This window comes from Salinispora mooreana (genome assembly GCF_000379065.1).
Classification (GTDB): domain Bacteria; phylum Actinomycetota; class Actinomycetes; order Mycobacteriales; family Micromonosporaceae; genus Micromonospora; species Micromonospora mooreana.
Window position 1 is genome coordinate 1194024 of the sequence record NZ_KB900614.1, and the last position, 26443, is coordinate 1220466.

A 26443-nucleotide genomic window follows, 5' to 3' on the forward strand; every position below is an offset into this window, starting at 1 on the left:
GTCCGACCGAGGTGGTCGCGGGCGGGATACCCTCCCGCGACCCGCCCCGGCTCATCGACCGGCTCAGACGAGCGTCACTCGCCGGTCGCCTTGGCGATGATCTCCTTCGCCACGGAGGCCGGGACCTCGGCGTAGGAGTCGAACTGCATGCTGAAGCTAGCCCGGCCCTGGGTCTTCGACCGCAGGTCGCCGACGTAGCCGAACATCTCCGACAACGGCACCAGGGAACGGACGACGCGGGCACCGCCGCGATCCTCCATCGCCTGGACTATGCCGCGCCGGGAGTTGATATCGCCGACGACATCACCCATGTTCTCCTCTGGAGTGGTGACGTCGACGGCCATCATCGGCTCGAGCAGTGCCGGATCGGCCTTGCGGGCCGCGTCCTTCAGCACCATCGAACCAGCGATCTTGAACGCCATCTCAGACGAGTCGACCTCGTGGTACTGACCGTCCAGCAGCGTCAGCTTCACCCCGACCAGCGGGAAACCGGCCAGAATGCCGTACTGCATGGCATCCTGCGCACCCGCGTCCACCGAGGGGATGAACTCCCGGGGGATGCGACCGCCGGTGACGGCGTTGGCGAACTCGTAGGTCGGAGCATCGTTGGCCAGGGGCAACGGCTCCAGGCTGATAATCACCCGGGCGTACTGGCCGGAACCACCGGTCTGCTTCTTGTGGGTGTACTCGACCTTCTCCACCTTCCGGCGGATGGTCTCGCGGTACGCCACCTGCGGCATGCCGATGTTCGCCTCGACATTGAACTCGCGGCGCATCCGGTCCACCAGGATGTCCAGGTGCAGCTCACCCATGCCGGAGATGACCGTCTGCCCGGTCTCGTCATCCAGCTTGACGCGGAAGGTCGGGTCCTCCTCGGCCAGCCGCTGGATGGCGGTGCTGAGCTTCTCCTGGTCAGCCTTGGTCTTCGGCTCGATGGCCACCTCGATGACCGGCTCCGGGAAGGTCATCGACTCGAGGATGACCGGGTTCGCCGGGTCGCAGAGGGTGTCACCGGTCGTGGTCTGCTTCAGGCCCTGAACCGCGATGATGTCGCCAGCCTTGGCGGAGCCACGCTCCTCCCGCTTGTTGGCGTGCATCTGGTAGATCTTGCCGATCCGCTCCTTGCGGTCCTTGGTGGAGTTGACCACCTGCGAACCGGTCTCGACCACACCGGAGTAGACCCGGACGTAGGTGAGCTTCCCAAGGTGCTTGTCGGTCTGGATCTTGAATGCGAGCCCGGAGAAGGGCTCCGAGGTGGACGGCTTCCGCAGCATCGGGGTCTCACCGTCGGTCGCGGTGCCCTCGATCGCCGGGACGTCCAGCGGCGACGGCAGGTAGTCGACCACGGCGTCGAGCATCGGCTGGACGCCCTTGTTCTTGAAGGCGGAGCCGCAGAGGACCGGGTTGGCCCTACCGTCGATGGTCGCCCGGCGGATGGCGGCCTTGATCTCCTCGACGGAGAACTCGCCGCCCTCCAGGTACTTCTCCATCACCGCGTCGTCGATGTCGGCCAGCGTCTCCATCAGCTTCTCGCGCCACTCGGTGGCAACGTCGGCCAACTCAGCCGGGATCTCCTCGACCGCGTAGTCCTCACCCTTCTGGGTTTCCCCACGCCAGGTAAGGGCACGCATGCCGACCAGGTCGACGACGCCGATGTGCTCAGACTCAAGCCCAATCGGGACCTGGAGCACCAACGGGGTGGCGTTGAGCCGGTCAACCATCATCTGGACGCAGCGGAAGAAGTCCGCACCGGTCCGGTCGAGCTTGTTGACAAAGCACATCCGCGGGACGTTGTACTTGTCGGCCTGACGCCAGACGTTCTCCGTCTGCGGCTCCACGCCGGCGACACCGTCGTAGACCGCGACCGCACCATCCAGAACCCGCAGCGACCGCTCGACCTCGACCGTGAAGTCGACGTGGCCGGGCGTATCGATGATCTGAATCGTGTGGCCCTTCCACTCGCACTTCGTGGCGGCGGAAGTGATCGTGATACCGCGCTCCTGCTCCTGCGCCATCCAGTCCATGACGGCGGCGCCCTCATGAACCTCACCGATCTTGTAGGTAATACCGGTGTAGAACAGGATTCGCTCGGTGGTAGTGGTCTTACCGGCATCGATGTGCGCCATGATGCCGATGTTGCGTACGTTGGCGAGCGCGTCTGCGGCGGCCACTTCAATCCCTACTTATCGTCGTCTCGACACAACTGGTGTGGTTCCGGCGCCGAGACGGCGCCGGAACCTGGGTGTTACCAGCGGTAGTGCGCGAAGGCCTTGTTCGACTCGGCCATCTTGTGGGTGTCCTCGCGCCGCTTGACGGCGGCACCGAGGCCGTTGCTCGCGTCCAGCAGCTCGTTCATCAGCCGCTCAACCATGGTCTTCTCGCGCCGGGCGCGGGCGTAGGTGACCAGCCAGCGCAGGCCCAGGGTGGTGGCCCGGGCCGGACGAACCTCGACCGGCACCTGGTAGGTGGCGCCACCAACCCGGCGGCTGCGCACCTCGAGCGTCGGCTTGACGTTGTCCATCGCCCGCTTGAGGGTGACCACCGGGTCGGTGCCGGACTTCTCCCGGCAGCCCTCCAGCGCCGCGTAGACGAGGGTCTCGGCGAGCTGGCGCTTGCCGCGCAGCAGGATCTTGTTTACCAGCTGGGTGACCAGCGGCGAGTTGTACACCGGGTCAGCGACCAGCGGCCGCCGCGGAGCGGGTCCCTTACGCGGCATGTCAGCTCTTCTCCTTCTTCGCGCCGTAGCGGCTACGCGCCTGCTTGCGGTTGCGAACACCCTGGGTGTCCAGCGAGCCACGTACGATCTTGTACCGCACACCGGGGAGGTCCTTCACCCGGCCACCGCGGACGAGCACGATCGAGTGCTCCTGGAGGTTGTGGCCGACGCCCGGAATGTAGGCGGTCACCTCGATCTGGCTGCTGAGCTTGACCCGAGCGACCTTACGCAGCGCCGAGTTCGGCTTCTTCGGGGTGGTGGTGTACACACGGGTACACACGCCCCGCCGCTGCGGGGACCCCTTCAGGGCAGGGGTTTTCGTCTTGGTCGTCTTGGCCTGACGGCCCTTTCGGACCAGCTGCTGAATGGTGGGCACCGGGTTTCTCCGCTCCCTTCGGCCGCCTGGAGGCGACCGCGCCGTCTGCTTCTAGCCGGCCGGATGGACGGCTCTCCTACATTCCAACCAGGGCCACCTGCCGGGGTCCCAGCACCCGCGGTCGGGCGTGTCGCCGACTCGCGGTTCCCGGTCGTCACTCACTGGCGATAACCGGGTTTGGTCACCGGCACAGGGTTGGCCGGATCTCTGGCTGTCGTCGCACACCACGAGAACACCCGCAAAGCGAGATCACAGCGCACGCACGATCTGCCCAGGCATGCCTGGGCACAAGGGGAAAGAGTACCTACCACAACCGCGCAGGTCAAAACTGGGCGGCCAGCGGGTTCACCCACCGGCCGAGGACTGTTCGGCCTGCGCGCCCGTGCCGGGCACCTACCGAGTCGAGTGTACCGGCTGCACCCGGCGACGATCCCACGGCCCTCGGTTCCCAACACCCCCACAATCAGCGGCAAACCAGGCGGTCAGGACATCCCCAGGAGCAATGCCAACCCAAGCCCGCCCAGGTTGAGTAGCAGCCCGACACCACCGCAGCTCACCCCGGCCCAGGCGAGTCCCCGCCCGGTGAACCGGACCGCCGGCGGCGGCAACGGCCGACGGATCTGCTGGAGCCCGAACAAACCGACACCCACAGCCCCCGCCCCGGTGAGAGCGCCCAGCGCGGTGAAGGCTCCCGCGGCCCACGCACCGTCCCCGTCCGCCCCCACCACGCCGACACAGGCCACCAGTAGCGAGACCAGAATCGACACAATCCCCGCGACCAGCGACCCCACCGCGAGACCGGAGGTGACCGCCGGTACGTCGAGGTGCACCACCCCGAACGGCGTGCCCGGCACCGGATGAATCCGACTCGGCTGGCCCAACGCCTCTCGCGGCGGGGGCGGAGACACCACCGGCAGGGGGCCCCAACCGGGGGTTGAGGTCGGCGGCGTGCCCGCCGGGCCGGACGGCGCTGGTGGCCGGGCCCACGGGTCTGGCGTCGACGCCCTCAGCCCCAGCGGACGGGGCTCGCCCTCCGCTGGCCCCTGCGGCCCGCCGGGCGCCGTCGGGTCGGTGCCCTGCGGGCGTGCCGGATCGGTCACAGGTCCTCCAAGTCGGCAGTCGACGCCCAAGCGCCGCACATCGGTCAGGCTACCGCCGCGCGGCCGGCGGGCGATGCCCGACTTGGTCAACGCTCGCAGCGGTCAGTCCACGTTCGGAGCGAAATCCTGACCGTAGGGGGCCTCCGCCAGCCGGACGACACCGATCACCACCATGACGGTCACCACGACCATTGTCAGGAACAGGCCGGCCCAGGCCAGTCGCTCCCCTCGCCGCAGCCACGCCGCTCCGGTGAGGAATCCCCCGGAGAGGTACGCCTCACGACGCGCCTGCCGCGCCAACACGAGTGCCACGGTGGCCGGTACCACTCCCCCGAGGAACGGGCCGGTCAGGGCTCCGAACAGCCCGAGCGCGAAGACTGCCCGCGCCTTGGTCGACCGAACCGGATCCGGGTCCTGCGGGTGCCGGGACAGCCCCGGCACCCGCAGGACGAGCGGGGTAGGCCCGGAAGCGGTGCTCATGTCCCCATCATGCCCGGCCCTAGTAGGAACAGACCTCGAGCCGGTTACCCAGCGGATCACGAAACCAGAACCAGGTCACTGGCTGGCCAGGGGCCTGGTTCAGCTCACCCACCTCAGCCCCACGCTCGATCAGCCACTGACGGGCGGCGACGGCGTCGGGGGCGTGGAAGTTGAAACCGGACCACTCGCCCCCCTCCGGGTTGAGCAGGGTCACCGGCGGGCCCTCGGGGGCCTGGAGCACCACGATGTGCGAGGTGCGGAAGAGCTCGGGCCAGCCCAGGGTCTCCTGGTACCACCCAGCCACGGCATGCGGATCATCGACCTTGACGAAAACGGTGTCAACCTTGCGCAGCGGACTGTCGGACATGCCGAGGACAGTAGCGTCCGGCACCGACACCGCCGGACACGACGCGGCCCCCGGCATCGCCGGGGGCCGCGTCGGTAGCCGTGTCTAGCGGTACGACCCAAAGTCGAAGTCGTCCAGCGGGACCGCCTGGCCACTGGCCGGCCCGAAGCCGTAATCGGTCTCCGGGTAGCCGGTCATCGAGTAGACCTTGGCCTTCGCCTCCTCGGTCGGCTCGACCCGAACATTGCGGTACTTGCTGATGCCGGTACCAGCCGGGATGAGCTTACCGATGATCACGTTCTCCTTAAGACCGATCAACGAGTCGCTGCGAGCGTGGATCGCCGCGTCCGTCAGCACCCGGGTGGTCTCCTGGAAGGAGGCCGCCGAGAGCCAGGAGTCGGTGGCCAAGGAGGCCTTGGTGATACCCATCAGCACCGGACGCCCAGCGGCGGGCTCGCCGCCCTCGGAGACGAGCCGGCGGTTCTCCGACTCGAACAGCGCCCGGTCCACAAGCACGCCCGGCAGGAACTCGGTCGAGCCGGAGTCGATGACCGTCACCCGCTTCAGCATCTGCCGGATGATGATCTCGATGTGCTTGTCGTGGATGAGCACACCCTGCGAGCGGTAGACCTCCTGGACCTCCTGGGTCAGGTGGACCTGGACCGCACGCGGACCCAGGATGCGAAGCAGCTCGTGCGGGTCGATCGTACCCACCGTGAGCTTCTCGCCGACCTCGACGTGGTCGCCGTCGTTGGCCAGCAGTCGGACCCGCTTCGAGATCTTGTCGTAGGCGATCTCGTCGCTGCCGTCGTCCGGCACCACGATGATCTTCCGGGACCGCTCGCCATCCTCGATTCGGACTCGACCCGGGGTGTCCGCGATCGGGGCCTTGCCCTTCGGGATTCGGGCCTCGAAGATCTCCTGGACCCGGGGCAGACCCTGGGTGATGTCCTCCCCAGCGACACCACCGGTGTGGAAGGTACGCATCGTCAGCTGCGTACCCGGCTCACCGATCGACTGGGCGGCGATGATGCCGACCGCCTCACCGACATCAACGGTCTTGCCGGTCGGCAGCGAGCGGCCGTAGCAGGCACCACAGACGCCCAGCTTCGACTCACAGGTGAGCACACTGCGGACCCGGACGGTCTCCACCCCGGCGGCGACGATCTTGTCCACCAGGATCGAGTTGATGTCCGCACCCCGCTCGGCGACGACGGTGCCGTCCGGCCCCTTGATGTCGTCCGCCAACGTACGGGCGTGCACGCTGGTCTCCGCGTGCTCGTGCACGACCAGCGAACCGGCCTCTCCGGCCTGCTGCCCCACCTGCATCGGGATGGCCCGATCGGTGCCGCAGTCCTCCTCGCGGATGATCACATCCTGCGAGACATCCACCAGACGACGGGTCAGGTAACCCGAGTCGGCGGTACGCAGAGCGGTGTCCGCCAGGCCCTTACGGGCACCGTGCGTGGAGATGAAGTACTCCAGTACGGACAGCCCCTCGCGGTAGGAGGCCTTGATCGGACGCGGGATGATCTCACCCTTCGGGTTCGCCACCAAGCCACGAATCGCGGCGATCTGCCGGAGCTGGAGCAGGTTACCGCGGGCCCCCGAGTTAATCATCTTCCAGAGCGGGTTCTCCTGCGGTAGCGCGGTGTCCATCTCCTTGGCGACCTCGTTGGTCGCCTTGGTCCAGATCTCGATGAGCTCGCCGCGACGTTCCTCGGCGGTCATCAGACCACGCTGGTACTGCTTGTCGATCCGGTCGGCTTCCTTCTCGTACCGACCAAGGATCTCCCGCTTCCGCGGCGGCGCAAGGACGTCTTCCATGCCGATGGTCACGCCGGACCAGGTGGCCCAGTGGAAGCCGGCCTCCTTGAGACCATCCAGGGTGGCCGCGAGAGCGACCTTCGGGAAACGCTCGGCGAGGTCGTTCACGATCGCGGAGAGCTGGCCCTTGCGGATCTCATAGTTCACGAACCGGTAGCCCGGCGGCAGGGTCTCGTTGAACAGAACCCGACCGAGCGTCGTCTCCACCGTGATCGGGTCGCCCTCGACCCAGCCCTCCGGCGCGGTCCACGGCTCGGCACCGGGGCCACTCTCGACCCCGACGAGGCCCCGCAGGCGGATCTTCACCGGCGCCTGCAGGTGCAGTTCGCCATTGTCGAACGCCATCCGGGCCTCGGCGTCCGAGCTGAACGCCCGGCCCTCACCCCGCTCACCCGAGGTCCGGTGGGTGAGATGGTAGAGACCAATGATCATGTCCTGGGTGGGCATGGTCACCGGCTTGCCGTCCGCCGGCTTGAGGATGTTGTTGGACGAGAGCATCAGGATCCGCGCCTCGGCCTGAGCCTCGGCGGACAGCGGCACGTGGACCGCCATCTGGTCACCGTCGAAGTCAGCGTTGAACGCGGTGCAGACCAGCGGGTGGATCTGGATCGCCTTGCCCTCGACCAGCTGCGGCTCGAACGCCTGGATACCCAGTCGGTGCAGGGTCGGCGCCCGGTTGAGCAGCACCGGGTGCTCGCCGATGACCTCCTCAAGCACATCCCAGACGACCGGCCGCTGCCGCTCGACCATCCGCTTGGCGGACTTGATGTTCTGTGCGTGGTTGAGGTCCACCAGCCGCTTCATCACAAACGGCTTGAACAGCTCCAATGCCATCTGCTTGGGCAGGCCGCACTGGTGCAGCTTGAGCTTCGGACCGACCACGATGACCGATCGGCCCGAGTAGTCGACCCGCTTGCCGAGCAGGTTCTGCCGGAACCGGCCCTGCTTGCCCTTGAGCATGTCGGACAATGACTTGAGCGGACGGTTACCCGGACCGGTGACCGGTCGACCACGACGTCCGTTGTCGAACAACGCGTCAACGGCCTCCTGGAGCATCCGCTTCTCGTTGTTGACGATGATCTCGGGCGCGCCGAGATCGATCAGCCGCTTGAGCCGGTTGTTCCGGTTGATCACCCGACGGTAGAGGTCGTTCAGGTCGGAGGTCGCGAAGCGGCCACCGTCGAGCTGCACCATCGGGCGCAGGTCCGGCGGGATGACCGGGACGCAGTCCAGCACCATGCCGAGCGGCGAGTTGCTGGTGTTCAGGAACGCGGCGACCACCTTGAGTCGCTTGAGCGCCCGGATCTTCCGCTGCCCCTTACCGGTGCGGATGGTCTCCCGCAGGCTCTCCGCCTCGGTGTCGAGGTCCATGTTCTGGACCAGGGCCTTGATCGCCTCGGCCCCCATCCCACCGGTGAAGTACTCGCCGAACCGGTCGCGCAGCTCCCGGTAGAGCAGCTCGTCGGTGACCAGCTGCTTCGGCTCCAGTTTGCGGAAGGTGTCCAGCACCTCGTCCAGGCGGTCGATCTCACGCTGGGCCCGGTCGCGGATCTGGCGCATCTCGCGCTCTCCGCCCTCCTTGACCTTGCGCCGGACGTCCGCCTTGGCGCCCTCGGCCTCCAGCTCGGCGAGGTCGGCCTCGAGCTTGCCCGCCCGCTTCTCGATCTCCGAGTCCCGGCTGTTCTCGGACTGCCGCTTCTCGGCGAGAATCTCGTTCTCGATCGTGGCGAGATCCCGGTGACGCGAATCGGCGTCCACGCTCGTCACCACGTACGAGGCGAAGTAGATGATCTTCTCAAGGTCCTTGGGGGCAAGGTCCAGCAGGTAGCCCAGCCGGCTCGGCACGCCCTTGAAGTACCAGATGTGGGTCACCGAGGCAGCGAGCTCGATGTGCCCCATCCGTTCCCGGCGGACCTTGGACCGAGTCACCTCAACGCCGCAGCGCTCACAGATGATGCCCTTGAAGCGGACCCGCTTGTACTTCCCGCAGTAGCACTCCCAGTCCCGCTGAGGACCGAAGATCTTCTCGCAGAAGAGCCCGTCCTTCTCCGGCTTGAGAGTACGGTAGTTGATCGTCTCCGGCTTCTTGACCTCGCCGTGGGACCACTGCCGGATGTCGTCGGCGGTGGCGAGGCCGATGCGCAGCTCGTCGAAGAAGTTGACGTCGAGCACGTTATATCCCTCGTGTCGTGTCTGATCTCTAGCTAGCTCTCGGCGGGGTTGCGGGCCGGCCGGTGCACTTCCGGATCAGGCCGGAAGTGCCAGGCCCGGCCAGCCCGCAACCCTCGCCACTCACACCTCTTCGACCGAGCTCGGCTCGCGCCGGGACAGGTCGATGCCCAGCTCCTCCGCGGCCCGGAACACCTCGTCGTCGGTCTCCCGCATCTCCAGGGCCACACCGTCGCTGGAGAGCACCTCAACATTGAGGCAGAGCGACTGGAGCTCCTTGAGTAGCACCTTGAACGACTCCGGAATGCCCGGCTCCGGGATGTTCTCGCCCTTGACGATCGCCTCGTAGACCTTCACCCGGCCGAGGACATCATCGGACTTGATCGTCAGCAGCTCCTGCAACGCGTAGGCGGCGCCGTACGCCTGCATCGCCCAGCACTCCATCTCACCGAAGCGCTGGCCACCGAACTGCGCCTTACCACCCAGCGGCTGCTGCGTGATCATCGAGTACGGACCGGTCGACCGCGCGTGGATCTTGTCGTCGACCAAGTGGTTGAGCTTCAGGATGTAGATGTAGCCGACCGCGATCGGGTCTGGCAGCGGCTCACCGGAGCGACCGTCGAAGAGCTGGGCCTTGCCCGACGAACCGATGAGCTGCTTACCGTCCCGGTTGGCCCGGGTGGACGCGAGTAGACCGGAGATCTCCTCTTCGCGGGCACCGTCGAAGACCGGGGTGGCCACGTTGCTGTCCGGCTCGGACTCGTCGGCACTGATCGCCTGGAGCTGCCGCTTCCACTCGGCGTCGTCGCCCTCGACCTTCCACCCGGTCTTGGCCACCCAGCCGAGGTGCGTCTCCAGCACCTGGCCGATGTTCATCCGGGATGGCACACCGAGCGGGTTCAGCACGATGTCGACCGGGGTCCCGTCCTCAAGGAACGGCATGTCCTCCACCGGCAGGATCTTGGAGATGACACCCTTGTTGCCGTGCCGGCCGGCGAGCTTGTCGCCGTCCTGGATCTTCCGCTTCTGCGCGACGTAGACCCGGACCAGCTCGTTGACGCCCGGCGGCAGCTCGTCGCCCTCCTCGCGGGAGAAGGTGCGCACCCCGATGACCGTACCGGTCTCGCCATGCGGCACCTTCAGCGAGGTGTCCCGGACCTCGCGCGCCTTCTCACCGAAGATCGCGCGGAGCAGCCGCTCCTCGGGGGTCAGCTCGGTCTCACCCTTGGGCGTGACCTTACCGACCAGGACATCACCGGGAACGACCTCGGCGCCGATCCGGATGATGCCCCGCTCATCGAGGTCGGCGAGCATCTCCTCGCTGACGTTCGGGATATCGCGGGTGATCTCCTCCGGCCCAAGCTTGGTGTCTCGGGCGTCAACCTCGTGCTCCTCGATGTGAATCGAGGTCAACACGTCCTGCTGCACGAGGCGCTGCGACAGGATGATCGCGTCCTCGTAGTTGTGCCCCTCCCAGGTCATGAACGCCACGAGCAGGTTGCGCCCGAGCGCCATCTCGCCGTCGTCGGTGCAGGGACCGTCGGCGATCACCTGGCCGGCCTCGACCCGGTCACCCTCGAATACGACCGGCTTCTGGTTGACGCAGGAGCCGGCGTTGGAGCGGCGGAACTTGTGCAACAGGTAGGTGCGACGGTGGCCGTCGTCCTGGTGCACGGTGATGTAGTCGGCGCAGAGGTCCTCGACGACCCCCCCGAACTCGGCGACCACCACGTCACCGGCGTCCACCGCGGCTCGGTACTCCATGCCGGTACCGACCAGCGGCGCCTCGGCCTTGACCAGCGGCACTGCCTGACGCTGCATGTTCGCGCCCATCAGCGCGCGGTTGGCGTCGTCGTGCTCGAGGAACGGGATCATCGCGGTCGCGACCGAGGTCATCTGCCGCGGCGACACGTCCATGTAGTCCACGGCCGCCGGGGGCACATCCTCGGTCTCGCCGCCCTTACGGCGGACCAGGACACGGTCCTCGGCGAACGAGCCGTCCGCCCGCAGCGGCGCGTTGGCCTGCGCCTTGACGAAGCGGTCCTCCTCGTCCGCGGTCAGGTAGTCGATCTGGTCGGTGACCTGACCGTCAACGACCTTCCGGTACGGCGTCTCGATGAAGCCGAACGGGTTGACCCGGGCAAAGGTGGAAAGCGCGCCGATCAGACCGATGTTCGGGCCTTCCGGCGTCTCGATCGGGCACATCCGCCCGTAGTGCGACGGGTGCACGTCGCGGACCTCGAATCCGGCCCGCTCCCGGGACAGACCACCGGGGCCGAGAGCACTCAACCGACGCCGGTGGGTGAGGCCCGCCAGCGGGTTGGTCTGATCCATGAACTGGGACAGCTGCGACGTGCCGAAGAACTCCTTGATCGCCGCCACCACCGGCCGGATGTTGATCAGAGTCTGCGGCGTGATCGCCTCGACGTCCTGCGTGGTCATCCGCTCCCGAACGACCCGCTCCATCCGGGACAGGCCGACCCGGACCTGGTTCTGGATCAATTCGCCCACGGTACGCAGCCGACGGTTACCGAAGTGGTCGATGTCGTCGGCCTCGTAGCCCTCCTCCCCGGCGTGCAGCCGGCAGAGGTACTCGACGGTGGCGACGATGTCGTCCTGGGTGAGCACCCCGGTGTCGATCGACAGGTCCAGCTCGAGCTTCTTGTTGAACTTGTACCGGCCGACCTTGGCGACGTCATACCGCTTCGGGTTGAAGAAGAGGTTGTCGAGCAGGGTCTGCGCGTTCTCCCGGGTCGGCGGCTCACCCGGACGCAGCTTGCGATAGATGTCCAGCAGCGCCTCGTCCTGGCTGGCGATGTGGTCCTTCTCGAGCGTGGTCATCATCAGCTCGGACCAGCCGAACCGCTCGCGAATCTGCTCCGCCGTCCAACCGATAGCCTTGAGCAGCACGGTGACGGCCTGCCGGCGCTTACGGTCGATCCGAACCCCGACAGTTTCACGCTTGTCGATGTCGAACTCGAGCCAGGCACCCCGGCTCGGGATGACCTTCACACTGGAGAGGTCGCGGTCGGAGGTCTTGTCCGGCTGCTTGTCGAAGTAGACACCCGGTGACCGAACGAGTTGGCTGACGACGACGCGCTCGGTACCGTTGATGATGAAGGTGCCCTTCGGCGTCATCATCGGGAAGTCACCCATGAACACCGTCTGGCTCTTAATCTCGCCGGTGGTGTTGTTGGTGAACTCCGCGGTCACGAAGAGCGGGGCGCAGTAGGTGAGATCCTTCTCCTTGCACTCCTCGATCGAGGCCTTGACCTCGTCGAAGCGTGGAGCCGAGAAGGAGAGTGACATGGTGCCGGAGAAGTCCTCAATGGGACTGATCTCGTCGAGAATCTCCGCGAGACCCGAGCGCGCGTGCGGATCGTCCGCCGACCGGCCCTGCCACGCCTCGTTGCCGACCAGCCAGTCAAAAGACTCGGTCTGAATGGCAAGGAGGTTGGGGACCTCGAGGTGTTCGGTAATCCGACCGAAAGAAACTCGGCGGGGAGCGAAAGCGCTCGACGTACGACTGGTCTTCGCAGGGCGGGAAGCTGCCAAGATGCGTCCTTCCGAGGACCGGTGCTGCAGAACGGCTGGTACGCGCGCACTCCAATAACCCCACCAGAAATATCCACAAACGGACATTTCCGAGCAGGGGTAAATTCGGAAGGCAGCGCAAACTAGCAGTGTAGCCGAGAGGCTAGCCGCTGTCCAGTCAACCCCGCGGGTCATCGCGGAACGGGCCTCGGGACCTCATGCCGGGCCGCTCAAAACGCGACACTCCCACCGGGCCACCTGCGACCATCGGCGATCACCTCGCCGATGTCCTCACCCAACTGGCGGCCGTTGCAAGCGCGGAAGGTCTTGCTGGTTTCAGCGTGCCTGCCGGGCCGGGCCGCGTCAAGGGCCGGTTACCGCCCGCTGCGACCGATCGCCCCCAGCCGGTGTTGGAGCCGCCGGCACAAGAGCGTGGGCAGCACAGACTCCCGGGCCGGCAGGGCACCGGGCGCCACCAACACGGGCGGGCGGCGATCCGCTGACCGGATCGCCGCCCGTCGTGCCGGAGTGTGCTCCGGCACAGGCGCGCCGGGACACTCCGTAGAGTCAACACAAGGTCACTTGAGGGTGACCTTGGCGCCCTCGCCCTCGAGCTTGGCCTTGGCCTTGTCGGCCGTCTCCTTGTTGGCCTTCTCCAGGATCGCCTTCGGCGCAGACTCCACCAGGTCCTTGGCCTCCTTGAGACCCAGGCCGGTCAGCTCACGCACGACCTTGATGACCTGAATCTTCTTGCCACCGTCGGCCTCGAGGACGACGTCGAACTCGTCCTTCTCCTCCTCGACCGGGGCAGCAGCACCGCCGGCCGGGGCACCAGCGGCCACGGCGACCGGAGCCGCGGCGGTGACCTCGAAGGTCTCCTCGAACTGCTTCACGAACTCAGAGAGCTCGATCAGCGTCATCTCCTTGAACGCGTCGAGCAGCTCGTCGGTGCTGAGCTTCGCCATATCTGGCGTCCTTTCTCAAGTGGTGTTGCTAAGAATCGTGTGCACCGGGTGGCCTCAGGCCTCCTCGGCGCTCTCCTTCTCGCGCTTGTCCTGCAGGGCAGCCGCCAGGCGGGCCGTCTTGGCCATCGGCGCCTGGAACAGCGACGCGGCCTTGCTCAGGTTGCCCTTCATCGCACCGGCCAGCTTGGCCAGCAGCACCTCGCGGGACTCCAGGTCGGCGAGCTTCGTGACCTCGGCCGCAGAGATGGCCTTGCCCTCGAAAACACCGCCCTTGATGACCAGCTTCGGGTTGGTCTTCGCGAAGTCACGAAGGCCCTTGGCCGCCTCGACGACGTCGCCCGAAACGAAAGTCAGCGCGGTAGGACCGGTGAACAGCTCGTCGAGCCCGGAGATACCCGCGTCCGCCGCGGCACGCTTGGCCAGCGTGTTCTTGGCGATGGTGTAGGTGGTCTCCGTGCCGAGCGAGCGCCGCAGCTGGGTGAGCTGGGAGACCGTCAGACCACGGTACTCGGTCAGTACGGTCGCGCCCGCGTTGCGGAAGCTCTCGGTCAGCTCGACGACGGCCGTGGCCTTGTCGGCCCGGATCGGCTTGTCCGCCATGTCCCTCCTCTCTCGTTGCTCCAGGCTGGTCACCGTCATCGGCGGTAGCCAACGGCGGACACGGAGGAAACACGGCAACGAGAAAAGCCCCGGCGCAGGGCGCACGGGGCGAATGGCTGGTGCTGGCACCACAGTCGGCGGACCGCGGGAGACAACCGATTTTCGCTTACCGCCCTGCGCGGGTCGCCCGTCTTCGCGGAACCTTCGACCGTGCCGAGGCACGGTGACCAGCGGTCTCTGGGTGGAACTTCGCGGAAAGAATACACGATGCCCCGGGGCGGCCGCCACACCGCCCCCGTGAGGCCCTGCTGCCCACCGCTCCGCTGACCATCAGGCAGGTCAGCCTGCACGCCGAACGGGGCCCCACCAGCCGGCAGGGCCCCGTTCGAACGCAGTCGTGCTCAGCCCTCGGCGGAGCTCTCCTGCAGGTTCTTCACCATGTTCGGGTCGATCGGAACACCCGGGCCCATCGTGGTGGTGAGGGTGACCTTCCGCAGGTACTTACCCTTGGCCGCGGACGGCTTCACCCGCAGGATCTCGTCGAGGACCGCCGCGTAGTTCTCCACCAGCTGGCTCTCGGAGAAGGAGGCCTTGCCGATGATCAGGTGCAGGTTGGAGTGCTTGTCCACCCGGAAAGCGATCTTCCCGCCCTTGATGTCCGCAACCGCCTTGGCAACGTTCATCGTCACCGTGCCGGTCTTCGGGTTCGGCATCAGACCGCGCGGGCCCAGGATCCGCGCGATCCGACCGATCTTGGCCATCTGGTCCGGCGTGGCGATCGCCGCGTCGAAGTCGAGCCATCCGCCCTGGATCCGGGCGACCAGCTCGTCCGTGCCCACCTCGTCGGCGCCGGCGGCGACGGCCTCCTCGGCCTTCGCGCCGGCGGCGAACACGATCACACGCGCGGTCTTACCAGTGCCGTGCGGCAGGTTGACCGTGCCGCGAACCATCTGGTCCGCCTTACGCGGGTCGACACCGAGGCGCATCGCGACCTCGACCGTGGCGTCGAACTTGACGGAGGTGGTCTCCTTGGCCAGCTTGACGGCCTCGGCGGGGCTGTACAGCTTCGACCGGTCGATGGCCGCAGCCGCCTTACGGTAGTTCTTGCTGTGCTGCATCTGTGGTTACTCCTGTGGTCTCTGGCGGGCCGCGGTGCTCGCAGGCCCTCCCACAAACGGGATCGGCGGGTCGGCTTGGGTCAGTCGACGACGTTCAGGCCCATCGACCGGGCGGTACCGGCGATGATCTTCTCGGCCTGGTCGAGGTCCTTAGCGTTGAGGTCAGCCATCTTCTTCTCGGCGATCTCCCGCAGCTGGGCGCGGCTGACCTGGCCAACCTTCTCCATGTGCGGGACACCCGAGCCCTTCGCCACGCCAGCGGCCTTGATCAGCAGCCGGGCAGCGGGTGGGGTCTTCAGCACGAAGGTGAACGTGCGGTCCTCGTAGACGCTGATCTCGGCGGGGATGATGTCGCCCCGCTGGGACTCGGTCTGCGCGTTGTAGGACTTGCAGAACTCCATGATGTTCACACCGTGCTGACCCAGCGCGGGGCCGACCGGCGGCGCCGGGGTGGCCTGGCCCGCCGGCAGCTGAAGCGTGAACGTCTTGACGAGCTTCTTCTTCGGAGGCATGTCACTTCCTGGGACGTGGAACGGAAATTCGCACCGCCCGTCAGGCATGCACGGTCAGCATGCCGCGTAGACGGCGACGTTCTAGGGTAGCGCACGCCGACTGCCGGCCTTCCGGGGTCCGGCTACCAGCCGCCCTGGCCAGAAACGAGTACGTCGGCGGCGGGTAGGCACCCACCGCCGACGTACGGCAGGTCAGATCTTGGTGACCTGGTTGAAGTTCAGCTCCACCGGCGTCTCTCGACCGAAGATCGACACCAGCACCTTGAGCTTCTGCTGGTCGGCATTGATCTCGCTGATCGTCGCCGGCAGGGAGGCGAAGGCACCGTCGGTGACGGTGACCGAGTCGCCGACCTCGAAGTCGAGGACCTTGACCTCGGGCTTCGCCTTCTTCTCCACGGCCTCGACCGCTGGCGCCAGCCACTTCAACACCTCATCGAGGCTCAGCGGCGCAGGACGGTCGGCCCGGTCGGTGGCGCCCACGAAGCCGGTCACACCGGGCGTGTTCCGCACGCAGGAGTACGACTCCGCGGTGAGCTCCATCCGCACCAGGATGTAGCCGGGGAAGACCTTGGCCTGGATCTGGGAACGCTTACCGTTCTTGACCTCGACCTCATCCCGGGTCGGCACCTCGACCTGGTAGATGTAGTCCTCCATGTCGAGGGAGGTGATCCGGGTCTCGAGGTTTGTCTTGACCTTGTTCTCATAGCCGGCGTACGAGTGCACCACATACCAGTCGCCCGGCGCGTAGCGCAGCTTCTGACGCAGCTCGGCGACCGGGTCGAACTCGTTCGCCTCGGCCGGCTCGCTGCCGCTGGCGGAGAGCTCCGGCTCGCTGGCGGCCTCAACCGACATGTCACCAGCCGCCGTCGCGACCGTGGACTGCTCATCCACAGGCTCGGCGGTCTCGTCGTACTCAGGCACGCTTGCTCACTTCCGTCACTATCAGCACAGTCAGCCGGTTAGCTGGGGTTACCGAAGACCCACAGCACACCCTCGGCGAAGGCGAGGTCCAGGCCAGCCACGATCATCAGCATCACGGCGACGAACACGATCACCACAGAGGCGTAGGTCAACAGCTCCTTGCGAGTCGGCCAGATGACCTTACGCAGCTCAGCCACGACCTCGCGGACGAATCGCGCGACTCGACCGAACGGCCCAACCTTGTCACCCTGGGCACGACCCTTCGACCGGCCGACCGACTCGGCACGAGACCGCGAGCTGGTCGCGCTCTCGCCCCGGGAGGCCGACTCCTCGTCGGCGTCGGCATCGCCGGCAGTGTCGAGCTCGCCGTTCAGACGCTCGTCGTCGGCATCCTCGCCGCGCCGCTTGTTGTCGGCCACATCGCCCTCCATCGCGGGATGTCGGTTCGCACGCCGTCACAGCATACGCGGCGTCTGGTCACGCCGGCCGGCCCGACCGTTCGCGACGGGCCGTAGCCAGCGGTCCGAACTGGGGCCCGATTGCCTCGGAGCAACCCCGCCGATACCACCACCACGGGCCGGACATCGCCAGCCGGCGACGCGACCCACGAAACGATCAGGCCTGAGGCGCAGGGGTGACAGGACTTGAACCTGCAGCCTGCGGTTTTGGAGACCGCTGCTCTGCCAATTGAGCTACACCCCTATGCGGCGGACGCCACCTCACCCCGCCAAAACGGCTGGGCAGGGTCACGTGCCCCACGGCGGACCAGTGTACGGGTAGCGGCACGACTTTCCCAACCGGTCCACCCCTCGCGCGTCGAAGACCGGTCAGCCGGCCATCCGGATGGTCGCCCTCGCCTGTGACAACACCTTCTCCCCATGGCAGGTTGCGGTGATGTCGATCCTGGTCAAGCCCGCATCGGTGACCTCCCGAACCGCCGCCGTCACCTCGATCTCGGTGCCCTGCTCATCGTCTGGGACAACGACCGGCCGGGTGAATCGAACGGCGTAGTCGACCACCGCGTCGGCAGCGCCGGCCCACTCGGCGACTGCCCGGCCCACCAACGCCATCGTGAACATGCCGTGGGCGATCACACCGGGCAGCCCGACCGAGGTCGCGATCCGGTCGCTCCAGTGGATCGGGTTGAAGTCTCCCGAGGCACCCGCGTAGCGGATCAGATCCGCCCGGGTCACCCGGAATGTCTTGGTCGGCAGCTCCATCTCAGCCCTCCCCCCGTACGACAATCTTCGACCAGACGGTGACCACCGGCTCACCATCAGGCGTGGTGACCTCGGTACGGGTGGTCACAAACCCGTGTCCGCCGCGGGTGCGGACCTCCTCGATGGTGTTGACGCAGACCAACTCATCCCCCGCCACGACCGGGCGGGTGTAGGCGAAGCGCTGATCGCCGTGGACCACCCGGCTGTAGTCGACACCGAGGTCCGGATCTTCCACGACCTGACGGGTGGCGGCCATGGTGACCACGACCGGAAAGGTCGGCGGGGCGACCACGTCCGGATGGCCGAGCGCGCGAGCGGCGGTCGGGTCGTGGTGGGCCGGTTCGGTAGCGCCGATCGCAGTCGCGAACTCACGAATCTTTTCTCGGCCCACCTGGTAGGGGGCGGTCGGCGGGTACGTCCGGCCGACGAAGGAGGGGTCCAGGGACATGCCGCGAACCTACACGCAGAACACGGCCGCCGACCCACCCGACCGGCGGCGGCGAAGCCACGCGGGTCGGCGGATCGGCGACCGTGGTTGAATCAGCGGCGGATCGCCCAGTTCAGCGGGTCTCCCGGTGGATCGTGTGCCGGCCGTCGCGCGGGCAGAACTTCTTCAGCTCGATACGGTCCGGGTCATTACGCCGGTTCTTGCGCGTGATGTAGTTGCGCTCCTTGCACTCCACACACGCCAAAGTGATCTTCGGCCGGACATCGGTCGCCTTCGCCACGGCGGAGTGCCTTCCTCGTAAATGGGTGACAACTACGGGCGCATCAGCCTACGCGCTGAGCACGTGGACATGCAAAGCGGGCACCGAAGGTGCCCGTCCCATCATCCGCCGGGTGAGGCCCGATGGACGAAAGTAGCGGTGGCCGGACTTGAACCGGCGACACAGCGATTATGAGCCGCTTGCTCTGCCACCTGAGCTACACCGCCGGGTGGGTCCAGCCGGACCCTCTGAGCCCCCTTACGGAATCGAACCGTAGACCTTCTCCTTACCATGGAGACGCTCTGCCGACTGAGCTAAGGGGGCCTGCGCAACCACTCGGTGGCCGTGCAGAGGTAAGCCTACACGGCGGGATCGCGGAGCTGAAATCGGATCCCCCGGTGGCCCGTGGGCCCAGCTCACGGGACGACTCGAAGGCGTGCCGGCTCCCCCGTCGCCGCCGCCCCCGACTCCGCCTGAGCGCCGAACCACGCCTCCAGCCGCTCATAGGGTAACGGTCGGCTGAACAGGAACCCCTGCCCGAACTCACACCCGATGTCCTGAAGGAGCTCCAGGGTCAACTCGCTCTCCACCCCCTCGGCCACCACGGCGAGGCCGAACTGCTGGGAGAGCGTGACCACCGCATTGACGATGGCCAGGTCCCCGGGGTCAGTCGCCATCCCCTGCACGAACCGGTGGTCGACCTTCACCTCGTGCACGGGGAGCCGGCGCAGGTGGGCAAGGGACGAGTTACCCGTACCGAAGTCATCCACCGACAGACGGACTCCCAGATCCCGCAGGCGTCGCAGGGTCGGAATGGGGCGGTCGGTGCCGTCCAGCACCCCGGACTCCCGAATCTCCAACGTGAGCCGCTGCGGCGGCACCCCGTACTCCTCGAGCAGTTCCCGCACCCGCTCCGGGAAGTGCTGGTCGGTCAGCGTACGCGGGGAGAGGTTGACCGCAACGGAGAGCGGGTGGCCGCCGTGCGCCCAGTCATGGCTGCGCCGTAGCCCCTCCCGGAGCACGAACTCGGTGAGCCGCCCCAGCTGCCCGGTGTACTCCGCAACCGGCACGAAGTCCTCCGGCGAGACCGATCCGTGGGCCCGATCGTTCCAACGGGCAAGGCACTCGACGCCCACCAACCGTCGGTCCCGCAGAGTGACCTTGGGCTGGAAATACACCTCCAGCTCCCCATCAGCCAGGGCCCGCCGCAGGTCGCCGGCGAGACCGAGCCGCCGCAGTGACCGGGACTCCAGCGCCGGGTGAAAGAGCTGGACGTTCCCGGGCGCGGACCTGGCCGCCCGTACGGCCAGGTCAACCCGTTGCAGCAGCGCCTCAGACCCACTTCCATGGTCCGGGTGAACAGCGACACCCACCGCCGTATCCACGTCGAGGGTGAGCCCGTCAAAGATCACCACAGCCCGGATCTGCTCCCGCATCCGCGCCGCCAGGTCCAGGGCCGCAGTCGCCCCCTCCAGCCGGAGGGTCACCAAAAACGCGTCACCGCCGACCCGTCCGACCAATGCCGAAGCCGGCGCGCAGGACCGCAGCCGCGCGGCGACCTGGACCAACACCCTGTCTCCGGCGGCACGCCCGAGAGACTCGTTGACCTCCCGGAGTCGATCAACCGCGAAGAGCAGCAGCGCCACCACCTCACCCGGCGCCCGAATCTTCACCGCCTCGTCCAGCGCCTCGGTGACCCGCCGCCGGTTGGGCAGCTTGGTGAGCGTGTCGTGGTAGGCATCATGCCGCAGCCGGTCGACCAGCCGGGAGTTCTCGAGTGCGACCGCAGTGTGCGCGGCGACGGTCTCGAAGACAGGGACATCATCCGGCGTGAAGCGACCCCCTTCGCTGAGCCGGTTGACGACCTCCAGTGTGCCGATCACCGCCGGACCCGACCGTAACGGGACGACGATCGCGTCTTTCACCCCATGGCCGGCTAGGTCCACCCAAGCGTCAGCGGAGTCCGGGAGGGCCCGTCCGATGGCGAGGGTCGCACCGGATTCCCGGGCCTTGACCCGTAGGCCGGCGGGGGTGGGCGCGACATCGAGTAGCCCCCGGTCGCCCATCCGAGCGCTGAGCAGCACCTCGGGGTAGCGCCCCTGCGCGGGCAGCCACAGAGTCGCGTACTCGGCCTGCATCAGGGCCCGGATCCGGCCCAATAGCTGGTCGGCGACGGCGCCCTCCCGACCACCCTCGGTCATCGCCCGGGTCAACTCATACATGCTGCTCAACGTGCGATGCTGCCGGAGGAACTGCGCGTACGAGCGGTAGACCACCACCATCGCAACGGCCAGCACGGCAATCAACAGCACTGACCACCAGGTCGACTCCAGCGCCAGCAACAGGATCAGGCTAATCGCCACGTTGATGGAGTTGACCACCAGCGGCACCGGGGACCTGCGGAATAGCTCCCAGCCAGCCTGCCAGCCGTGGAGCAGACTCACGACACCACTGATCGCGATCAGGGAGACAACCGAGTTCACGGTGACCACGGCGAACAGGACCGCCCACGTCCGGGGGCCGACTCCGTCCACACCCGAGAGCCCGACCAGGACCACGCCGCCCAGCGAGGCCGCCGCACCCTTGCAGGCCACATTGAAACAGACCTTCACCGCGCCGAGCCGACGCCAGAGCAGCCCGACCAGGGTGGACAGCACGATGAGCGCCACGACCGTGAAGGGCGGCAAGTAGTAGAACGCCAGCACGAGTGGGATCTCGGTGACGACCACCTCGAGCGCCTCCCGGCGCACGACGATCTGCAGGACCCCGGCACCAGCCGCGATCATCACGACGAGCAGGGCAGCGGCGATAGCTGGGTTGCCGAGGGGCGGCTCGGCCGCGAGCGCCAGGAAGATGCTCCCCAAGACCGCGACTATCGCCAGCGGGGCGGTGATCAGCCAGACCTGCTCAGTGGTCCTACGCAGCGGCGGTGGACTGCCTGACATTCCGCCCCCTGGTTAACGGTGCGGACGCTACCTGGTTCCCGGGACGCCCGCCTCCACGGCTGAGGCGGTCCAGATGAAGTCGGCGAGCTGCGCACCCGAGTCCCAGGCAAAGAGGCTACCGAGCGCGGCCATTACCGCGAAGGCGATGACACTTCGCCGGCGACGTGACAGTCCAGACATCGATGAGCTCCTGCCGGGAGGGGATCCGAGAATGTTGCCGGTGTCACGATGGTGCCATATGCGAATCCGCTGGCAAAGCCGACGATGGACAGATTCGGAAACGACAGATCTATACAAAAGTAACCTTTTGCACCACATAGGAGATGATCAAACTTACCTTTGATCTGCCGCGAACCCCGACGCAGCATCTGGGTGCGATCCCGCCGTTCATGGGTATTCGATAACATGCCAAGTCAGAACAGGTCGGTGGATACCGCACATTCCCGGCCGGCCGGGGTCGATGACGTCACCATCGAAGCACTGGGCGAGTTGAGCGAGGCGTTGGAGACGGTCCACCGGGCACGCGGTCATCTGTATTCGGCACACCAGCTCATCGGTGGAGCAGATCTCACCCTCGACCGGGCGGTGCGGCTGCTCCGCGAGGCCGGGCACGACGACATGGCCGACCGGGTCGAACACGAGTTACTGGGCCGCAACGTGCTACCCGGGCGATGGACGTTCCAGGTCGTGGAGGAGTTCGACGACGGCTACTACGCCACGTTCCAGGAGATCGAGCGGGACGCACGGGACCGCCTGGCCGGCGGGCGGCGGCACATCTACGAGGCGGAGATGAAGCAGCGGCGCCGCACCCACGGATTGCCCGGGCACGAGGCCACGCCGGAGGCGGGAGTTCCGTAACGTGGCTTGGGCGGCAGGGTCGCCGGGCCTGGATACGAGACAGGTCCAGGACGCAGAAGTGGATCACGAAAGCCAGGAACAGCCGTACCGCGGGGCTACCGTAGGTGCGTGACGCTCTCGCTGGCGATCTCGCCCTGCCCCAATGACACGTTCGTCTTCCACGCGCTGGTGCACGGGCAGGTCCCCGGCGCCCCTGCGGTCACGGTGACCTACGCCGACGTGGACGTGACCAACACGGCGGCCGAGCGGGGTGCGTTCGATCTGGTGAAGGTGAGCTACGCGGCGCTGCCATGGCTGCTGGCGGACTACCACCTCCTGCCCTGCGGTGGAGCACTCGGCCGGGGATGCGGGCCCCTGGTCCTGACCCGACCCGACCCGATGCTCACCCCTGCCGCGTCACCCGGGGGCTCGGGCAGCCGGGTGAACAGGGCCCCAGACCGGGCCGACCTCTCCGGGGCCACGGTTGCGGTACCCGGTGACCGGACCACGGCCTACCTACTCTTCCGGCTCTGGTCGGCCGGGCGGCCACCCGCCCGCATCGAGGTGGTGCCGTTTCACGAGATCATGCCGGGGGTCGCCGCCGGCCGGTACGACGCCGGCCTGGTGATCCACGAGGCGCGGTTCACCTACCCCCGGCACGGGCTGACCGCCCTGGTCGACCTGGGCGAGTGGTGGGAGGCCGACACCGGCCTCCCGATCCCACTCGGCGCGATTCTCGCCCGCCGCGGCAGCGTGGATCCCGAGGCCGCCACCGGGTGGATCCGGGAGTCGGTCCACCGCGCCTGGGCGGACCCGGCGGCCAGCCGCGACTACGTGCTGTCGTACGCGCAGGAGATGGAGCCCGACGTGGTCGAACGGCACATCGACCTCTATGTGAACGAGTTCACCGCCGACCTGGGTGAGGCCGGGTACGCCGCCGTCAACGCGCTGCTGGGCCGGGCCACCGACGCCGGCCTGGTGCCTCAGACCTCCAACTCGCGGGCGACCGCGTGGACCAGCTGAGCGATCTTCTGCGCGGTCTTCCGGTCGGGGAACCGGCCTCGGCGTAGGTTCGGCTGCACCTTCGCCTCCAGAACCTTGATCATGTCTTCGACGAGGCCGTGTAGCTCCTCCGCCGGGCGACGACGCAGCTCCGCCACCGATGGTGGCGCCTCCAACAGCTTGACCCCCATCGCCTGGGCGCCACGACGGCTGTCGACCACGCTGAAGTCGACCCGCTGCCCACCCTTGAGGTCGGCGACACCCGCCGGAAGCGCAGCCTTGGGCAAGAACACGTCGCCGCCCTCGTCACTGGTGACGAACCCGTATCCCTTGGTCGCGTCGTACCACTTCACTCGACCCGTCGGCACTTGTAAAACCTCTGCTTCGTTCACGACGTCTACTGCTCTAAGGCTAGCCGGACCGCGGCGTCACGCGCCGCTGGGAATCCAGTGAGATCATCGCGCACCGACGCCACCCCGCCGCGGCTGCTACGGGTGCGGCGGTCACCGGTGCGTCGGGGCGACTGGCCGACCGAGGGGCGGAGCGGGCACCCGTCGGGCTAGCGTGGAACGACGATGACCAACTCACTCGCCGACCACCTGCGCGCGCTGCCCGACCCAGCGCTCGCGGCCCTGCTCCAACAGCGGCCGGACCTCGTCGTACCGGTACCCACCGACCTCGCCGCGCTCGCCCTCCGGGCCCAGTCCCGGGTATCGGTGGCCCGCGTTCTGGACAGCCTGGACCAGTTCACGCTTCAGGTCCTCGACGCCGCCCGGCTCACCCGCGACGCGGCAGCCGACACCACCAGCCTCGACGTGATCCTCGCCATGGTCGCCGCCAACGCGCGCCCCCCCGACCCGGCCGCCGTCCGCGAAGCGGTGCTACTGCTCCGATCCCGGCTGCTGTTGTACGGCCCCGACGAACGCCTACACGTGATCGGCGGCATCGACGAAGTCTCCCCGTACCCCGCCGGGCTGGGCCGGCCGGCAGCGGAGCTGGACTCGCGGGCGGCGGCGCTCTGCGCGGACCCGGCGAAGCTGCGGCGAACCCTGCTCTCGGCACCGCCCTCGGCCCGGGCCATCCTGGATCGGCTCGCCGCCGGCCCGCCGGTCGGCAGCGTGCCACCGGGGGCGCTACAGGCCCCGCCCCTGGGCGCCGAGGATGCCCTGCCACCGGACCCCACGAACGGCGGCGCACCCACCGGATCACCGGTGCGCTGGCTGGTTGACCACCGGCTCCTGGTTTCGGTCACCACCGGTGGGGGCGGCCGGCCCGGGACTGTCGAGCTGCCCCGGGAGGTGGGGCTCCTGCTCCGCCGGGACACCGGCTCGCTCGGCCCCATGCCCACCGACCCGCCACTGGTCGCGGCCCCACCCCGGGAACCAAAGGCGGTCGACTCGGCCGGGGCTGGCCAGAGCATGGAGGTGGTCCGCCAGACCGAGGCGCTGCTGGAACAGCTCGCCGCGGAGCCGGCCTCGGTGCTTCGCTCCGGTGGCCTGGGCGTCCGCGACCTGCGCCGGCTGGCCCGCGCCCTCGGCCTGGACGAACCGACAGCCGCACTGCTGCTGGAGGCGGCACACGCCGCCGGACTGACCGGGGAGTTGGAGGTGCCCGGGGCCACCACCCCCCGTTCCGGCGCCGAGCAGCAGGTGCTGCCGAGCGCCGGGTACGAGACATGGCGCGCCGGTTCGCTGGCGCAACGGTGGGAGCAGCTAGCCCACGCCTGGCTGACGATGCCCCGACAACCCGGGTTGGTCGGCCAACGCGACGACCGGGACCGCCCGATCACGGTGCTCTCCCCCGAGGCGGAACGCGCTGGGGCGCCGATCGCCCGGCATGCGGCGCTCAGTGTCCTCGCCGACCTGGAGCCGGCGACGGCGCCCACCCCGGACGAGGTGTTGGCGCTGCTGGACTGGCGAGCGCCCCGACGCAGTCGGGGACGGGAGGCGGCACACCGGGAGGTGCTGACCGAGGCGGCCACGCTGGGCGTGACCGGGCTGGGGGCGCTCACCTCGTACGGGCGGCTGCTGCTCGCCGACACCACCGCCGGCGAGCAGCGGGGCGCTGACGACCCGCTGGGCCTGCACGCCGACGGCGAGCCGTCAACGGCGGTACGGGCGCTGGACGGGCTGCTACCCGCCCCGGTTGACCACTTCCTGGTGCAGGCCGATCTGACTGTCGTCGTACCCGGGCCGGCTGACCCGACGCTCGCCGCCGAGTTGGACGTGGTGGCCGAACACGAGTCGGCCGGCGGGGCCAGCGTGCACCGGGTGACCCCGGCGAGTGTCCGGCGGGCGCTGGACGCCGGCTACTCGGCAGACGACCTACACGGGTTGTTCGCCCGGCGCTCGCGGACCCCGGTGCCGCAGGGGCTCACCTACCTGGTTGACGACGTCGCCCGCCGGCACGGCGGTCTGCGGGTCGGCGCCACCGGGGCGTACCTGCGCAGCGACGATGAGGTGCTGCTCGGCGAGGTACTCGCCGACCGCCGGTTGGAGGTGCTGGCGCTCCGCCGGCTCGCGCCGACCGTGCTCGTCACACCGGGCCCGGTCAACCGCATGCTCGCCACACTGCGCGAGGCCGGCTACGCGCCGGTGCCCGAGGACGCCACCGGCGCGGCGGTGCTCACCCGACCCAGGACCCACCGGGCGCCGGCGCGCACGCCGGGCACCACCCGGGTCGTTGACCCGCTCGCCGCCCCGAGGCTCCCGATGCCCCGGCTCCTCGGCATGGTCGAGCAGATCCGGCGGGGTGACGCCGCCACCCGGGCCGCCCGGCAGGCACCGGCGCTGCTCCGCGGCCAGGAAGGCGCCAGAGCGGCGCACCGCCACACCGACGCGCTGGCCGTACTTCAGCAGGCGGTCCGGGACAAGGCGCTGGTCTGGGTGGGGTACGTCGACGCACACGGGGCGACCGCCTCCCGGCTGGTCCGGCCGGTATCGATCGGGGCGGGCTACCTACGGGCGGAAGACGAGCGGACCGACATGCTGCACACCTTTGCCCTACACCGGGTGGCGGCAGCGGTGCTGGCGGACTGAACGCCGGGACTGCTCAGCCCGGGTCGTGGC

23 protein-coding genes and 3 tRNA genes are annotated in these 26443 nt (G+C 68.0%); 3 read left to right on the top strand and 23 right to left on the bottom strand.

What is annotated here, in order from left to right:
• Positions 1 to 74: 74 nt before the first annotated feature.
• From fusA to SALPAC6_RS29640, 22 genes are all read right to left on the bottom strand, one after another.
• On the bottom strand, positions 75 to 2171 hold the full coding sequence (gene fusA / locus SALPAC6_RS0105710) for an elongation factor G (RefSeq protein WP_018252469.1): 2097 nt from the start codon (positions 2169 to 2171) through the stop codon (positions 75 to 77).
• A gap of 74 nt (positions 2172 to 2245) precedes the next feature.
• Positions 2246 to 2716: a 30S ribosomal protein S7 gene (rpsG, locus tag SALPAC6_RS0105715; protein WP_012015128.1), complete on the bottom strand. Its 471-nt coding sequence runs from the start codon at positions 2714 to 2716 to the stop codon at positions 2246 to 2248.
• A 1-nt stretch (position 2717) separates the two neighbouring features.
• Positions 2718 to 3092, bottom strand: coding sequence for a 30S ribosomal protein S12 (gene rpsL, locus SALPAC6_RS0105720; RefSeq protein ID WP_007465318.1), 375 nt, complete (start codon positions 3090 to 3092; stop codon positions 2718 to 2720).
• Positions 3093 to 3574: 482 nt separating this feature from the next.
• The gene (locus SALPAC6_RS0105725) at positions 3575 to 3946 is read right to left on the bottom strand and encodes a hypothetical protein (RefSeq protein WP_018252470.1); all 372 of its coding nucleotides are present in this window, start codon (positions 3944 to 3946) and stop codon (positions 3575 to 3577) included.
• Between the two features lie 348 nt (positions 3947 to 4294).
• Positions 4295 to 4672 (bottom strand): hypothetical protein, encoded by a 378-nt coding sequence (locus tag SALPAC6_RS0105730; RefSeq protein WP_018252471.1) that lies wholly within the window; start codon positions 4670 to 4672, stop codon positions 4295 to 4297.
• A gap of 19 nt (positions 4673 to 4691) precedes the next feature.
• Positions 4692 to 5096, bottom strand: coding sequence for a VOC family protein (locus SALPAC6_RS0105735; RefSeq protein ID WP_026189346.1), 405 nt, complete (start codon positions 5094 to 5096; stop codon positions 4692 to 4694).
• A 27-nt stretch (positions 5097 to 5123) separates the two neighbouring features.
• Positions 5124 to 9017, bottom strand: coding sequence for a DNA-directed RNA polymerase subunit beta' (locus tag SALPAC6_RS0105740; protein WP_018252473.1), 3894 nt, complete (start codon positions 9015 to 9017; stop codon positions 5124 to 5126).
• A gap of 120 nt (positions 9018 to 9137) precedes the next feature.
• A complete protein-coding gene (gene rpoB / locus SALPAC6_RS0105745; protein ID WP_018252474.1) occupies positions 9138 to 12569 on the bottom strand; it encodes a DNA-directed RNA polymerase subunit beta in 3432 nt (1143 codons plus the stop codon).
• A gap of 557 nt (positions 12570 to 13126) precedes the next feature.
• A complete protein-coding gene (gene rplL, locus SALPAC6_RS0105750; protein WP_018252475.1) occupies positions 13127 to 13513 on the bottom strand; it encodes a 50S ribosomal protein L7/L12 in 387 nt (128 codons plus the stop codon).
• A 54-nt stretch (positions 13514 to 13567) separates the two neighbouring features.
• On the bottom strand, positions 13568 to 14113 hold the full coding sequence (gene rplJ / locus SALPAC6_RS0105755) for a 50S ribosomal protein L10 (RefSeq protein WP_018252476.1): 546 nt from the start codon (positions 14111 to 14113) through the stop codon (positions 13568 to 13570).
• A gap of 401 nt (positions 14114 to 14514) precedes the next feature.
• Positions 14515 to 15231 (bottom strand): 50S ribosomal protein L1, encoded by a 717-nt coding sequence (rplA, locus tag SALPAC6_RS0105760; RefSeq protein ID WP_018252477.1) that lies wholly within the window; start codon positions 15229 to 15231, stop codon positions 14515 to 14517.
• Between the two features lie 80 nt (positions 15232 to 15311).
• Positions 15312 to 15743: a 50S ribosomal protein L11 gene (rplK, locus tag SALPAC6_RS0105765; protein ID WP_018252478.1), complete on the bottom strand. Its 432-nt coding sequence runs from the start codon at positions 15741 to 15743 to the stop codon at positions 15312 to 15314.
• Positions 15744 to 15935: 192 nt separating this feature from the next.
• Positions 15936 to 16664, bottom strand: a complete 729-nt coding sequence (nusG, locus tag SALPAC6_RS0105770) for a transcription termination/antitermination protein NusG (protein WP_018252479.1) — start codon at positions 16662 to 16664, stop codon at positions 15936 to 15938.
• A 38-nt stretch (positions 16665 to 16702) separates the two neighbouring features.
• Positions 16703 to 17083 carry a preprotein translocase subunit SecE gene (gene secE / locus SALPAC6_RS0105775; RefSeq protein WP_026189347.1) on the bottom strand — a complete coding sequence of 127 codons (381 nt, stop codon included), beginning with the start codon at positions 17081 to 17083 and terminating at the stop codon, positions 16703 to 16705.
• Positions 17084 to 17293: 210 nt separating this feature from the next.
• Positions 17294 to 17366, bottom strand: a tRNA-Trp gene (locus tag SALPAC6_RS0105780).
• Positions 17367 to 17491: 125 nt separating this feature from the next.
• Positions 17492 to 17884, bottom strand: a complete 393-nt coding sequence (locus tag SALPAC6_RS0105785; RefSeq protein WP_018252481.1) for a MaoC family dehydratase — start codon at positions 17882 to 17884, stop codon at positions 17492 to 17494.
• A gap of 1 nt (position 17885) precedes the next feature.
• Positions 17886 to 18332, bottom strand: coding sequence for a MaoC family dehydratase N-terminal domain-containing protein (locus tag SALPAC6_RS0105790; RefSeq protein WP_018252482.1), 447 nt, complete (start codon positions 18330 to 18332; stop codon positions 17886 to 17888).
• 112 nt (positions 18333 to 18444) lie between these two features.
• Positions 18445 to 18612, bottom strand: a complete 168-nt coding sequence (gene rpmG / locus SALPAC6_RS0105795; protein WP_012184342.1) for a 50S ribosomal protein L33 — start codon at positions 18610 to 18612, stop codon at positions 18445 to 18447.
• Positions 18613 to 18745: 133 nt separating this feature from the next.
• Positions 18746 to 18818 (bottom strand) — tRNA-Met (locus SALPAC6_RS0105800).
• Positions 18819 to 18842: 24 nt separating this feature from the next.
• Positions 18843 to 18915 (bottom strand) — tRNA-Thr (locus tag SALPAC6_RS0105805).
• A 92-nt stretch (positions 18916 to 19007) separates the two neighbouring features.
• Positions 19008 to 21536 (bottom strand): putative bifunctional diguanylate cyclase/phosphodiesterase, encoded by a 2529-nt coding sequence (locus SALPAC6_RS0105810; RefSeq protein WP_018252484.1) that lies wholly within the window; start codon positions 21534 to 21536, stop codon positions 19008 to 19010.
• 27 nt (positions 21537 to 21563) lie between these two features.
• The gene (locus SALPAC6_RS29640; RefSeq protein ID WP_188115274.1) at positions 21564 to 21716 is read right to left on the bottom strand and encodes a hypothetical protein; all 153 of its coding nucleotides are present in this window, start codon (positions 21714 to 21716) and stop codon (positions 21564 to 21566) included.
• Between the two features lie 225 nt (positions 21717 to 21941).
• Between SALPAC6_RS29640 and SALPAC6_RS0105820 the strand changes: the two genes are divergently transcribed.
• Positions 21942 to 22394: a hypothetical protein gene (locus SALPAC6_RS0105820; protein ID WP_080635999.1), complete on the top strand. Its 453-nt coding sequence runs from the start codon at positions 21942 to 21944 to the stop codon at positions 22392 to 22394.
• A 108-nt stretch (positions 22395 to 22502) separates the two neighbouring features.
• The gene (locus SALPAC6_RS0105825) at positions 22503 to 23396 is read left to right on the top strand and encodes a 1,4-dihydroxy-6-naphthoate synthase (protein WP_018252487.1); all 894 of its coding nucleotides are present in this window, start codon (positions 22503 to 22505) and stop codon (positions 23394 to 23396) included.
• Here the strand turns inward: SALPAC6_RS0105825 and SALPAC6_RS0105830 are convergent.
• A complete protein-coding gene (locus SALPAC6_RS0105830; RefSeq protein ID WP_026189348.1) occupies positions 23357 to 23743 on the bottom strand; it encodes a cold-shock protein in 387 nt (128 codons plus the stop codon). The two genes, SALPAC6_RS0105825 and SALPAC6_RS0105830, sit on opposite strands and share 40 nt — an antisense overlap.
• A gap of 207 nt (positions 23744 to 23950) precedes the next feature.
• Here SALPAC6_RS0105830 and SALPAC6_RS0105835 point away from each other — a divergent pair, with 207 nt between their 5' ends.
• Positions 23951 to 26413, top strand: coding sequence for a helicase-associated domain-containing protein (locus SALPAC6_RS0105835; RefSeq protein ID WP_018252489.1), 2463 nt, complete (start codon positions 23951 to 23953; stop codon positions 26411 to 26413).
• Positions 26414 to 26443: the final 30 nt, after the last annotated feature.